General features: G+C 45.8%; 16 protein-coding genes. All 16 read right to left on the reverse strand.

The features are described 5' to 3' along the window. Nucleotides 1-3: 3 nt before the first annotated feature. The 16 genes from nuoL to HQM15_00730 are packed head-to-tail and all read right to left on the reverse strand — an operon-like array spanning nt 4 to nt 11,422. Nucleotides 4-1,962, reverse strand: a complete 1,959-nt coding sequence (gene nuoL / locus HQM15_00655; GenBank protein ID MBF0491276.1) for an NADH-quinone oxidoreductase subunit L — start codon at nt 1,960-1,962, stop codon at nt 4-6. A gap of 1 nt (nt 1,963) precedes the next feature. Continuing rightward, nucleotides 1,964-2,266: an NADH-quinone oxidoreductase subunit NuoK gene (gene nuoK, locus HQM15_00660; protein MBF0491277.1), complete on the reverse strand. Its 303-nt coding sequence runs from the start codon at nt 2,264-2,266 to the stop codon at nt 1,964-1,966. A 1-nt stretch (nt 2,267) separates the two neighbouring features. Then, nucleotides 2,268-2,762, reverse strand: coding sequence for an NADH-quinone oxidoreductase subunit J (locus HQM15_00665; protein ID MBF0491278.1), 495 nt, complete (start codon nt 2,760-2,762; stop codon nt 2,268-2,270). A gap of 3 nt (nt 2,763-2,765) precedes the next feature. Next, nucleotides 2,766-4,076 carry an NADH-quinone oxidoreductase subunit H gene (locus HQM15_00670; protein MBF0491279.1) on the reverse strand — a complete coding sequence of 437 codons (1,311 nt, stop codon included), beginning with the start codon at nt 4,074-4,076 and terminating at the stop codon, nt 2,766-2,768. 18 nt (nt 4,077-4,094) lie between these two features. Continuing rightward, nucleotides 4,095-4,328, reverse strand: a complete 234-nt coding sequence (locus HQM15_00675; protein MBF0491280.1) for a DUF2442 domain-containing protein — start codon at nt 4,326-4,328, stop codon at nt 4,095-4,097. 4 nt (nt 4,329-4,332) lie between these two features. Then, nucleotides 4,333-4,602, reverse strand: a complete 270-nt coding sequence (locus HQM15_00680) for a DUF4160 domain-containing protein (protein MBF0491281.1) — start codon at nt 4,600-4,602, stop codon at nt 4,333-4,335. Nucleotides 4,603-4,605: 3 nt separating this feature from the next. Next, a complete protein-coding gene (locus tag HQM15_00685) occupies nt 4,606-6,108 on the reverse strand; it encodes a (2Fe-2S)-binding protein (protein ID MBF0491282.1) in 1,503 nt (500 codons plus the stop codon). 3 nt (nt 6,109-6,111) lie between these two features. Next, a complete protein-coding gene (gene nuoF, locus HQM15_00690) occupies nt 6,112-7,374 on the reverse strand; it encodes an NADH-quinone oxidoreductase subunit NuoF (protein MBF0491283.1) in 1,263 nt (420 codons plus the stop codon). Nucleotides 7,375-7,377: 3 nt separating this feature from the next. Beyond that, the gene (locus HQM15_00695; GenBank protein ID MBF0491284.1) at nt 7,378-7,638 is read right to left on the reverse strand and encodes a type II toxin-antitoxin system RelE/ParE family toxin; all 261 of its coding nucleotides are present in this window, start codon (nt 7,636-7,638) and stop codon (nt 7,378-7,380) included. A gap of 35 nt (nt 7,639-7,673) precedes the next feature. Further along, on the reverse strand, nt 7,674-7,922 hold the full coding sequence (locus tag HQM15_00700) for an addiction module protein (GenBank protein MBF0491285.1): 249 nt from the start codon (nt 7,920-7,922) through the stop codon (nt 7,674-7,676). A gap of 12 nt (nt 7,923-7,934) precedes the next feature. After that, the gene (gene nuoE, locus HQM15_00705) at nt 7,935-8,414 is read right to left on the reverse strand and encodes an NADH-quinone oxidoreductase subunit NuoE (GenBank protein MBF0491286.1); all 480 of its coding nucleotides are present in this window, start codon (nt 8,412-8,414) and stop codon (nt 7,935-7,937) included. A gap of 2 nt (nt 8,415-8,416) precedes the next feature. Next, nucleotides 8,417-8,800, reverse strand: a complete 384-nt coding sequence (locus HQM15_00710; protein ID MBF0491287.1) for a hypothetical protein — start codon at nt 8,798-8,800, stop codon at nt 8,417-8,419. A 9-nt stretch (nt 8,801-8,809) separates the two neighbouring features. Beyond that, nucleotides 8,810-9,994, reverse strand: a complete 1,185-nt coding sequence (gene nuoD / locus HQM15_00715) for an NADH dehydrogenase (quinone) subunit D (protein MBF0491288.1) — start codon at nt 9,992-9,994, stop codon at nt 8,810-8,812. Between the two features lie 3 nt (nt 9,995-9,997). Then, nucleotides 9,998-10,480, reverse strand: a complete 483-nt coding sequence (locus tag HQM15_00720) for an NADH-quinone oxidoreductase subunit C (GenBank protein ID MBF0491289.1) — start codon at nt 10,478-10,480, stop codon at nt 9,998-10,000. Beyond that, nucleotides 10,481-11,017, reverse strand: coding sequence for an NADH-quinone oxidoreductase subunit NuoB (nuoB, locus tag HQM15_00725; GenBank protein ID MBF0491290.1), 537 nt, complete (start codon nt 11,015-11,017; stop codon nt 10,481-10,483). Nucleotides 11,018-11,047: 30 nt separating this feature from the next. Continuing rightward, nucleotides 11,048-11,422, reverse strand: a complete 375-nt coding sequence (locus HQM15_00730; GenBank protein MBF0491291.1) for an NADH-quinone oxidoreductase subunit A — start codon at nt 11,420-11,422, stop codon at nt 11,048-11,050. Nucleotides 11,423-11,439: the final 17 nt, after the last annotated feature.

The following is an 11,439-nucleotide window of genomic DNA, read 5'->3' on the forward strand; positions in this document are numbered from 1 at the left end:
GTTCTACCCCAACACCCACCACAACAAGCCCAGCACTGCTAAACCAAAATACAAACTATAGGCATTCACCAAACCATTTTGTAATAATCCCGCACATTGCCCCAATAATTGCGCGGCCCTTGCGGTCCCATTGACAAAAATAGTGTCGATAATGCCTGCATCGAAACCCTTCCAGAGTACTGTTTCAGAAATTTTATGAATGGGGGTCACAATGAGCGCCTCGTAAATTTCATCGATGTAGTACTTGTTCATCAAGGTGTTGTAGAGGCACTTTAATCTGTTGGCGAGGGATTCCAAGACCTGAGGGCCACGACGATAAAGGGCAATTGCGACAAAAGACCAGAACAGGGCCCAAACGGCTGAGCCAATCGCAAACAGCATTTCACTATGCTCTAATTCTTCTTCTGAAACAGGCAAAGCACGGTTCAATCCCCCTTCTATTTCCAAATAATGATGGATCCAATTGTGGCCGCCCCAAATAACATGGGGAACCCCCATCAAACCTCCTCCTGCCGCCAACAGGGCAAGAATGACTAAAGGAAAGGTCATCTGCCAGGGGGATTCGTGCAGATGTTCCTGGGTATGATGATCGGCCCGACAGTTTCCAAAGAAAGTAAGAATGGTAAGACGAAACATGTAAAAGGCGGTAAATCCAGCGGCCACAAACCCCATGGCCCAAATAATGGGATAGCCTCTTGAATAGGCCTGCCACAAGATTTCATCTTTACTGAAAAATCCCGAGAAGGGAGGAATCCCTGCAATGGCAATGGTTGAAATTAAAAAGGTAATCGAGGTCACCGGCATCCATTTTCTAAGACCCCCCATTTTGAAGATATCTTGTTCGCCGTGCATGGCATGAATGACTGAACCGGATCCTAAAAACAAACAGGCTTTGAAGAAGGCGTGAGTGGCTAAATGGAAGATCCCTGCCGAAGAAGCCCCTAAGCCCACCCCGATAAACATATAACCCAGTTGAGAGACCGTGGAATAGGCAAGCACCTTTTTGATATCGCGCTGCACCAGCCCAATACTGGCGGCAAAAAGGGCCGTGGCCGCGCCGGTATAGGCAATCACTTCACGGGCCACAGGGGCCAGATCAAACAAAAAGTGCAGACGCGCCACCATGTAGACCCCGGCGGTGACCATGGTTGCGGCATGGATAAGGGCTGAAACGGGGGTGGGGCCGGCCATGGCATCGGGCAACCAGACATAGAGGGGAATCTGTGCCGATTTTCCGCAGGCGCCGACAAAAAGAAAGAGACAAATGAGCGTCGCAAGAGGGGCCAATAATTCTTTATAGGTTTCTAGGGTCTGAAAACTGAAAATCCCTTGAGAAGCCGCCTCTGGATTTTTCAGCAACACAGAGGAAATCAAAAAGAGCGCGAGTATAAATCCAAAATCACCGATACGATTGACCACGAAGGCCTTTTTGCCGGCCGAGGCCTTGGCGGGATCGTCAAACCAGAATCCAATCAACAGATAACTGCAAAGCCCCACGCCTTCCCAACCCAGGAAGAGGACGAGAAGATTGTCACCCAGAATGAGCATGAGCATGGCAAACAAGAAAAGATTGAGATAGGAAAAATAACGGGCAAACCCTTGTTCACCGTGCATATAAGAGGTGGAATAGAGATGAATCAAGGTTCCAATGCCGGTGACGATCAGCACCATAATCGAAGAAAGCCTGTCGACACGAAGGGCAAAATCGAGTTGAAAGGTACCTGAACCCATCCATTGAAAGAGTGTTTCTCGGGTTTCATGCTCTGCACCAGAAAGTATGGGATACGCGACACTCAAGGCGATAAAAAATGCAGCCAGAGGAAAAAGCACCGCAATAAAGCTGATGAGCTTTTCGGAGGGCTTCTGACGACGATAGGCCACATGAGCAGCTATAAGGCCGTTCACTAAGGCTCCCAGTAATGGAAACAATGGAATTAAATAGAGAGGAAACGAGAAATTCATTCTATCCCTTCATCATTTTCAAATGAGTGGTTTGTACCGTCCCTTTGTTTCTAAAAATTGCAATCACGATGGCTAATCCGACAGCCGCTTCTGCTGCCGCGACGGCGATGACAAAAAAACCGGCCACGTGGCCATCCAAAGTTCCCCTGAATCTTGAAAAGGCGATGAAGGCCAAATTGGCGGCGTTCAAAAGGAGTTCTACCGACATAAACAGCACAAGGATGTTCCTTCGAACCATAAGGCCCAAAAGACCTATGGAGAATAGCGCCGCACTTAAGAATAAATAATTTTCCAAGCTTACCATTTTAGAGCTCTCGCTTAGCTAAAACCACACCGCCAATGATGGCGACGAGGAGAAGCACGGATAATATTTCAAAGGGGAACCAATATTCCCGAAACATTAAAGAACCGGCTGTCTCAATGGTGCCATATAAGTTATCGACCTCAGGCATGGACAACTCATGACCTTTAAAGACACAAGCCAGGGCCCCTAAAATTCCAACCGAAGAAAAGATCGAGCACAGCCAAAAAAATCGGGAAGGGACCTTTTCCTTGAGTTCCTCTACATTCAAATTGAGCAACATAATGACGAACACAAAAAGCACCATGATGGCGCCGGTATAAACCAGAATCTGGATCACCGCCATGAAATGGGCCTGCATCATGGCATACAAGGCAGCCATTCCAAAAAAACAGGCAATCAATGAAAAAGCAGAGCTGATAGGATTCTTAAAAAGAATCACCCCCAAAGCCCCGGCCAGGGCCAAACCGCCAAAGATGTAGAAAAGTATAAGTTCCATAAATTAGATCGCTAAAAGACAAACCCCCGTCACTAAAATATTAAGCAGAGAAATCGGCAACATCTTCTTCCAGCCCAGGTTCATCAGTTGATCATAACGAAAACGGGGTAAAGTCCAGCGCACCCAGATAAAGACCCAGCAGAAGAATAAAATTTTTGCCAAAAAAGTAAGGGCCTGAAGGACTACTTGTAAAATCAATCCGCCATTCTCAGTCAATGAAATAGGATATAAAAAATAAAGCAGCGCAGACAAAAGCAGACCCAAGCCCAAGGCCGCCGTTCCAATCACAGCAGGTTCATAATCCCAACCGTTCCCCCATTTGCGGATTCGGATATTCTTTATTCCCTTCTTCAACAAGACGGCCCCTCCCAGCACATGAGTGATGGCCAAAACCGCCAAGACAAGGGTTAGTATCATTGAGGCATTTTCACGAATGTAGGCAGAGCTCATGAAAGGGATCTGCCAGCCACCGAAAAACAGCGTCGCCAGCACCCCCGAGGCAATGGTCATATTGACGTATTCTGCCATAAAAAAGAGGGCAAATTTTAAGGAACTGTATTCGGTATGATAACCCGCCACGAGTTCGGATTCACCCTCGGGCAAATCGAAGGGTAAGCGGTTGGCCTCTGCAAACATCGCCACAATAAAAAATAAACAGGCAATGGGTTGGCGAATAAAATTCCAACCTTGTAAATGGAGGTAGGGGAAATGATCCAATAAAGAGACCTGCAGGGGAATCGATCCCTGATTTTCAACGACCTTGGACAACTCCAGAGAACCTGCCATCATCAACACACTGATGATCGCCATCGACATTACAATTTCATAACTGATCATTTGAGCGGAAGAGCGCAGGCCGCCCAGAAGGGTATATTTACTGTTGGAACTCCAGGCCCCCAGCATAATGCCAAAGATTCCGATGGAGGAAATAGACAGCACATAAAGAATGCCGGCATTTAAATCGGCCGCCTGAAAGGTGATCCAGGCGCCATTCCAGCGAATGGAGTCTGCAAAAGGAAGCACAGCAAAGGTGACGCAGGCAACACTCATGGCGATAAATGGGGCCAGGTAATAAAAAAACTTATTCGCGTTGCTGGGGGTGATATCTTCTTTATTGACCAACTTGATGACGTCCGTGATTGCATGAATGAGCCCACCCAGGCGGATGACCCCGAACAGCGAAGCCCGGTTAGGTCCACGGCGATCCTGAATATAGGCCGCGCCTTTTCTCTCCAACCAGATCAACAAGGGAAGCATGTTGAGGAGGATGAAAAAAGGGATAATAATTTTAGCTAAAATGAGTAACAAGAGCATTTCCCCCATCTCTTATTTCTAGTGACTCTTCTCGTAAAGCGTATCTGGACAAAAATCCTGCCCATGGGGCCATTGTATTGTTCCCATAAAAGGACGAACCTTACAAAAATAATTAATGTCTTTCAGCTCTTTAAAAAAACCAAATTCCAAATAAGGCTTCACATCAAATTTTTTTCTCTCACCTGAATCAAATTCCAATTCCAATTCATAGCCTAATTCTGCTTTTACGGTTTTTATTCTGGGATTTTTCATAATTCTATTTCAAAGGCTCAATATTAAATATTGGATGCCCTTGCACTGCTAGCTGCCAATCCGTAAGTAAATCTTCTCGGCGCAACTCTATCCACGCCTCAACCAATTTTTTTTTATTAGACCTAAGATTTCCTTCTAATAAATCACCCGTTTCAATTGAAAACACAGCCTCTTGTTCTTGATAACGAATATGAACATGTGGCAAATGATGTTTATCATTATCGAAAGGGTACATCATAATCACTATCCCATAAAACATAGAGATTACAGGCATAAGTTACACTACCTTTCCCTCAACTCCCAAATCTTTATAATCCAGCTTAAAACCTTCTTTCAAAAGTTCTTCTGCCGAGGAAAACTTCATCTCTACTCCCACTTTTTTGGCAAGATCTTTTAACCACACCCAGGCCGGTTTCATTTGTCCTTTGGCCTTCAAAGCGGCGTTAAACTTTTGCACCCGACCTTCAAAGTTGCAAAAACTGCCTTCTTCTTCAGCAAATAGCGTCACAGGAATTTTCCAATGGGCCAGTTCACTACAGGAATTTTTATGGGATGAAAACACAATAATTAATTCGGCATTCAAATCGGTAAGTTTCTTTTGATCTGCCTCATTCATCTCTCCCAACACCAACACGACTTTTGCCTTCGAGAAGCTGGCCTTCTTTTTAAAACCCAGTTTTTCCACGCCAAAACTGTTTGGATTTTTATCGGCCTTGATTAGAAAATCATCGGAGTCCGGATCTTTTACTTCACGCCTGGAACTCGCAAGAACGGCCTTGGCATTGAGGGCCCGTGCAAACTTTTTAAAAGCAAAAATATTTTCGTTAGAAGACTGTGCAGAGGCGATGGCCAAAAGAGAATCCGCCGCTTTTTCTTTCAAGACTTGAGAAAGTTCAAGAAGAGTGCCTTCAGGACCCATGATCTGCCAGGTCCCTTCCGATTTTTTTTCAGGAAGGAGCAGACGATTTTCGTCGTTGATTTCTTTATAGCTCAAGCGGCCCTTGTCGCACAGCCACACCTGGTTGACGGCTTCATTCTGGCGAGGAAGATAACGATACACGATGCCCTTGTTGTGTTGCAGCTTGATATTGCAGCCCGTTGAACAGCCCGTACAAATAGAATCAGCCGATTGTAAAAACCAGACCCGCTGCTTAAAACGAAAATCCCTGCTGGTCAGGGCACCCACTGGACAAATATCTACCGTATTCACGGAATAGGCATTGTCCAATTTTCTCCCGGGAAAGGGCCTCAATTCCACATGATTTCCACGCTGGATAAAACCCAGTTCATTGGTTTTGCTGATCTCGTTACAAAAACGAATACAGCGCGAACACATGATGCAGCGCTCATCATCCAACATCACCTCGGGACCTAATTCATATTTTTTTAATTTATGGACCTTCTCCTCTTCAAAACGAGATCCTTTGACCGATTCGGACAAGTAATAATCGTGTAATTTGCATTCCCCCGCCTGATCGCAAACCGGACAATCAATGGGATGATTGACGAGGATGAATTCCAGCACATTCTTGCGCCACTTTTTTGCATTTTCGGACTGAGTATGAACCACCATGCCTTCGGTGCAAGGGAGATTGCAGGAAATCTGCGGCTTCGGCATCTTCTCGACTTCTACCAGACACATGCGACAATTGCCGGCAATGGAGAGCTTGCGGTGATAGCAAAAATGAGGAATACTCACGCCCAGTCTACATGCGGCTTCAATCACCAGGGTGCCAGGTTCTACTGTAATCTCTTTTCCGTCTATTTTAAGTGTAGGCATAAGTTACTCTAAAGGACACTTCCCCAGTTTCACATGCTCTTCAAACTCCGCTCTGAATTTATTAATATGACTCACAATCGGCATCGCCAGAGCATCCGAGAGCACACAGACTGTCTTACCCGCCATGTTGTCGGCAATTTCCAGGAGGAGATCCAAATCCTTCACACTGCCTTCTCCGTCGTGAAAACGTTTTAAGATTTTATAAGACCAGCCGGTTCCTTCCCGACAAGGCGAACATTGTCCACAAGATTCATGGGCATAAAAATGAGCGAGATTCAGCAGACTCTTCACCATGCACACCGATTCATCCATCACGATCACCCCGCCCGAACCCAGCATGGTTCCTTTTGCGGCAAGGGCCTCATAATCGAGGTTCACCTCCATCGCTTCCGCTGCCGTCAAGACAGGCACGGAAGATCCTCCGGGAATCACGGCCTTCAAGGCCTTTCCATTGCGCATTCCACCGCAATCTTCCTCAATGAGCTTTTTTAAGGGATAGCCCAAGGGCACTTCGTAGTTCCCTGGTTTCTTCACGTGACCCGATACACAGAAAAGTTTGGTACCAGGACTTTTTTCGGTGCCATATTGTCGATATGCCGCCGAACCCTTGTTCACGATGTAGGGCACGGCCGCGATCGTTTCCACATTGTTGATAACCGTAGGACAGCCAAACAAACCCATGACAGCGGGAAAGGGAGGCTTGATACGAGGATAACCGCGTTTGCCTTCCAAAGATTCGAGTAAGGCAGTCTCCTCTCCACAGATGTAAGCCCCGGCACCCTTGTGCAGATAAAAATCCACATCCACCCCAGAGCCCTTGATATTTTTTCCTAGATATCCCCCCGCATAGGCCTCATCCACTGCCTGTTGCAGTCTATCGTAAGGAAACATGAATTCCCCGCGGATATAGCAATAGACCGTTTTTGCGCCGATGGCATAAGCACAGCCAATGGCCCCCTCAATCAGCTGATGGGGATTGAGTTCCAAAATATAACGATCTTTAAAAGTACCCGGTTCCGATTCATCGGCATTGATGCACAAATATTTGGGCTTGGAATCGTCTTTGGGAATAAAACTCCATTTCATCCCGGTCGGAAAACCAGCGCCTCCGCGGCCACGAAGACCAGACTTTTTGACTTCTTCGGTCACTTCTTCGGGCTTCATTGTAAAAAGTTTGGAGAGAGATTGATAGCCGCCTGTCGATTCGTACACAGCAAGTGTGTGAGAATCTTTCAGGCTCCAATTTTGTGTGAGAATTTTTTCCATGATTTAAAACTTTAATCGACCTAGCCAATAATCTGGATTACGGCTTTGGTGCATAATCGCAGCCACTACGAGTTCCTTATCATCAAAAGCATAAATCACTTTATAGGGAAAACGTTTCAGTGACCATTTTCTCGTATTTAATTTTTCTTTTGAACCTATTTTTGGATTTCGAACAAGAAATTCCAAAACCGAATCAATAGCATCTAAAAACTGCTCGCCCAGATGTAACTTTTGTTCTGCATAATAATGGGCCACTTGAAACATTTCCATTTTCGCAGCTTCAAGAAATCTAATCGTTCTCATTTAGATCCAAATTTCTTTTTTAATTTTGATCTAATTTCTTTAAACACTTTCTCAGCAGGAATAGCCTTCATCTTTCCAGCTTTATAGAGATGAAGTCGTCTTTCTGCTTCTTCCATCCAAGCCATTTCAATTTCTTTTTTGGAACCCTCTTCTAAACTACTCAAAAGTCGGGAGGCCAGGTCTGCACGGTCTTTTCTGGGTAATTTAAAGGCCTCATTTTCGATCTTCTCTATTTTACTTGGCATACATCCCTACCTCTATTTCAATTGTCCCAAAATCTCATCCACCTTCTCAGGCGTCAAACTTTCGTAAAAATCGTCGTTGAGCTGCATCATGGGGCCGGTACCGCAAGAGCCCAGACACTCCACTTCAGTCAGAGTAAATTTCCCATCGGCCGTGGTTTCGCCGAGTTTTATTCCCAATTTATTTTTTAGATGGGAAACAATATTTTCTTTTCCACACACTTCGCAGGACAAAGTTCGGCAGACCTGGAGATGATATTTCCCCACGGGTTTTTGATTAAACATCGTGTAGAAGGTGACCACTTCCAGCACCTTGATGGGAGACAGCTCTAAAAGCCCGGCCACATACTCCATCACTTCATTCGAAATCCATCCCCACTGCCTTTGCGCCAACCAAAGCGTAGGGAGAAGCGCGGCGCGCCTGCGCTCGGAAGGATACTTGGCCACAATCTTTTCAAATTCTTTTTTATTTTCTGCACTGAATTCCACGTTCATTCCTATCTAAATTTTATGCGTGTCTCTTCGTGATAAATGTAAGGCCTGTCGCTATCCAATTCTATTGGAAATGAGGAAGAGGCCCCGATGCTGATACCCCCTGGAAGTCTAAGTCCAACCCTCCAGCCACTGGGCTCTCTCCAATAATAACGTCGGGTCACCGGATAGTAATAAACTTCCTGCTCGGGATAATAAATATACCGATACGTCCTCACTCTTCGGTGTCTTCTCTCTTCATATCTTCTGTCCCCGTCATCATGATCACGATAGTGGCGGTAACGATATCCATAAGCGGGTGCCCAGTAGGGAGGATCTGCAAAAACAGTCTTCGCAAAATCCAGGGAGAACACAGCAAGCAAAATGAAAAACAATATTTTTTTACCCATAAAAATCCCCTACCTATCTAATTCCCCCGCAATAATATTGATAGAACCCATCACCGCAATGGCATCTGCCAACATCACCCCATTCACCAGACGTGGATAAGCCGCGTAGAGAGGAAAGCAGGGAGGACGACATTTCACCCGATAAGGGTTAGTGGATCCATCGCTCACGATATAAAAACCCAATTCCCCATTCGCCGCTTCCGTGGCCGAATAGACCTCACCTGGCGGGGGACGCACCCCTTCGTAGATCAGTTTGAAATGATTCATGAGCGCTTCAATATTGGTATAAACCTCGGCCTTGGGAGGCAAAGCGACGCGCCGGTCTGAGGTCATCACAGGACCAGGTCTTAATTTGGAAATAGCTTGTTCGATAATGCGAATGGATTGATTGATTTCTTCAAAACGCACCAGAAATCGATCGTAGGTGTCTCCATCCTCGCCCACAGGAATATCAAAATCGTAATTCTCGTAACCGCAATAAGGCTCGCTTTTTCTCACATCATAATCGCAACCTGTGGCCCTCAAACAAGGCCCGGTAAAACCATAATTAATGGCCTCTTCCTGACTGATGGGCGCAATACCCAGCGTTCTATCCACGAAGATCTTGTTTCGTTCCAGCAAACCCCTTACTTCTTTGGTAGCAAGCTGTACGTCTTTAATAATGGCTGCCAATTCCGCAACGGCCTCCGGATACAAATCGCGGCTCACTCCACCGATACGGGTATAATTGGTCGTCAGACGCGCACCGCAGATTTTTTCGATAAAATCATAAATTTTTTCGCGCACATTGAAGTAATACCAAAAATTGGTGAGGGCTCCCAAATCCACCACATTGGTTCCAATGCACACCAGATGGTCAGTAATGCGGGAAAGTTCACAGATGATGACGCGAATCGTTTGCGCGCGTTCGGGGATTTCACAACCAATAAGTTTTTCTACCGCCATGCAATAGCCCACATTGTTCATGAGGGGGCTCACATAGTTGAGCCGGTCGGTATAAGGGATCACCTGCGTGTAAGTCCCCGCTTCACTGTGTTTCTCAAAACCCCGATGCAAATAGCCCATCTCGGCAACGGAACTGACAATGCGCTCGCCATCCATCTCGGCAAAGATGCGCAAAGTACCATGCATGGTTGGATGCGAAGGGCCTATGTTGAGATACATATTTTTAGTTTTGAAATCGCCTTCTGACATAAATCAGGGCCTTTCTAAGGGTTCCGGAATTTTTTGTCGTCTATTGATTTTATAATCTTTTCTCAAAGGGTGCCCTTCAAATCCATCGAACAGCAGCAAGCGCTTCAGGTTAGGATGTCCTTCAAAAACAATCCCCAACATATCCCAGGCCTCTCGCTCAAACCAATCGGCAGATTTCCATAAATCGACGCAAGTCTTCACTTTTGGATTTTCTTCAGGTACACGGGTTTTTATTCTTAATCGATGATTTTTTGAGGTGGAATACAGATGATACACCACTTCAAAACGGGGGCCTTGCCCTAAATAGTCGACCGCGCAGAGATCCATCAACGCATTCAGCAGAGTTTCAGGATCGTTTTTGGCAAAGCCGAGGACGTCATGAAGCCGCTCGGGGCTCACCACGATTGTTTCGTTTCCCTGCTGCTCATGAGAATCCAAAATGTCAGCCTGGAAATTTTTCTTAAAAATGTCGATGAGTTTTACCATTTATTTCCGAACCGAATGAGGTTTATAGATGTACAATTCGGGTTTTTCACCCACTGCTTCTTTACAGATTTTTTCCTGTAACCTGACAATAGCAAGCAGGATGGATTCAGGTCGTGGAGGGCAACCCGGAACATACACATCCACGGGAATCACCTCGTCAATTCCCTGCAACACACTATAATTGTCGTAAAAACCTCCACAGGTAGCACAAGAACCCACCGCAACCACCCATTTGGGTTCCGTCATTTGTTCATAAACTTTTTTCAAGACAGGGGCTTGTTTATAATTAATGGTCCCCAAGACCAGCAAGAGATCGGCCTGACGAGGAGAAAACCTCACGAGTTCGGCCCCAAAACGCGAGATATCAAACACCGAATCCACCGCCCCCATAAATTCAATCGCACAACAAGCCGTACCAAAAGGCAAGGGCCACAAGGAGTTTTTGCGCCCCCAGGCAACAAGCTCGGAGAGCTTGGTAGTTAAAAAATTGTTTTCGACAACGGATGACATTTTTTTAGACTCCACTTTAAGTCTAATGACAGAAATTTTATTTACGCCATTAGAACCCTACCTTTCCCAATCCAGGGCCCCTCTCTTCCAGACATAAACAAGACCCAGGAAGAGAACAACGAGAAAAGCTAGCATTTCCCAAAAAATAAACAAGCCCGCTCCGGCAGCCTTAAAAGTGTTCAGGAGCACCGCCCAGGGGAAAAGAAAAACAGCTTCTACATCAAAAAGGATAAAGATAATGGCCACCAGATAGAATTTCACGGAGAAGCGCTCGCGGGGGCTTCCTACGATAGGCATACCACATTCGTAGGTCTCGTTTTTAGACACCGTGGGTTTTTTGGGGCCGAACAAGGCAGAAAGTCCGACAAAGGCACCCGAAAAAATAAAGGCAATGGCAAACAACAGGAGAATGGGCACATAGGGATTGCTCATAGGGGCTGTATTGCTAT

The sequence above is a fragment of the Deltaproteobacteria bacterium genome (genome assembly GCA_015233135.1).
Classification (GTDB): Bacteria; UBA10199; UBA10199; order JADFYH01; family JADFYH01; genus JADFYH01.

Coding starts and splice junctions, on each gene's coding strand:
- nuoL (MBF0491276.1), bottom strand. CDS start 1,962: ATGAATTTCTCGTTTCCTCTCTATTTAATTCCATTGTTTCCATTACTG.
- nuoK (MBF0491277.1), bottom strand. CDS start 2,266: ATGGTAAGCTTGGAAAATTATTTATTCTTAAGTGCGGCGCTATTCTCC.
- HQM15_00665 (MBF0491278.1), bottom strand. CDS start 2,762: ATGGAACTTATACTTTTCTACATCTTTGGCGGTTTGGCCCTGGCCGGG.
- HQM15_00670 (MBF0491279.1), bottom strand. CDS start 4,076: ATGCTCTTGTTACTCATTTTAGCTAAAATTATTATCCCTTTTTTCATC.
- HQM15_00675 (MBF0491280.1), bottom strand. CDS start 4,328: ATGAAAAATCCCAGAATAAAAACCGTAAAAGCAGAATTAGGCTATGAA.
- HQM15_00680 (MBF0491281.1), bottom strand. CDS start 4,602: ATGCCTGTAATCTCTATGTTTTATGGGATAGTGATTATGATGTACCCT.
- HQM15_00685 (MBF0491282.1), bottom strand. CDS start 6,108: ATGCCTACACTTAAAATAGACGGAAAAGAGATTACAGTAGAACCTGGC.
- nuoF (MBF0491283.1), bottom strand. CDS start 7,374: ATGGAAAAAATTCTCACACAAAATTGGAGCCTGAAAGATTCTCACACA.
- HQM15_00695 (MBF0491284.1), bottom strand. CDS start 7,638: ATGTTTCAAGTGGCCCATTATTATGCAGAACAAAAGTTACATCTGGGC.
- HQM15_00700 (MBF0491285.1), bottom strand. CDS start 7,922: ATGCCAAGTAAAATAGAGAAGATCGAAAATGAGGCCTTTAAATTACCC.
- nuoE (MBF0491286.1), bottom strand. CDS start 8,414: ATGAACGTGGAATTCAGTGCAGAAAATAAAAAAGAATTTGAAAAGATT.
- HQM15_00710 (MBF0491287.1), bottom strand. CDS start 8,800: ATGGGTAAAAAAATATTGTTTTTCATTTTGCTTGCTGTGTTCTCCCTG.
- nuoD (MBF0491288.1), bottom strand. CDS start 9,994: ATGTCAGAAGGCGATTTCAAAACTAAAAATATGTATCTCAACATAGGC.
- HQM15_00720 (MBF0491289.1), bottom strand. CDS start 10,480: ATGGTAAAACTCATCGACATTTTTAAGAAAAATTTCCAGGCTGACATT.
- HQM15_00730 (MBF0491291.1), bottom strand. CDS start 11,422: ATGAGCAATCCCTATGTGCCCATTCTCCTGTTGTTTGCCATTGCCTTT.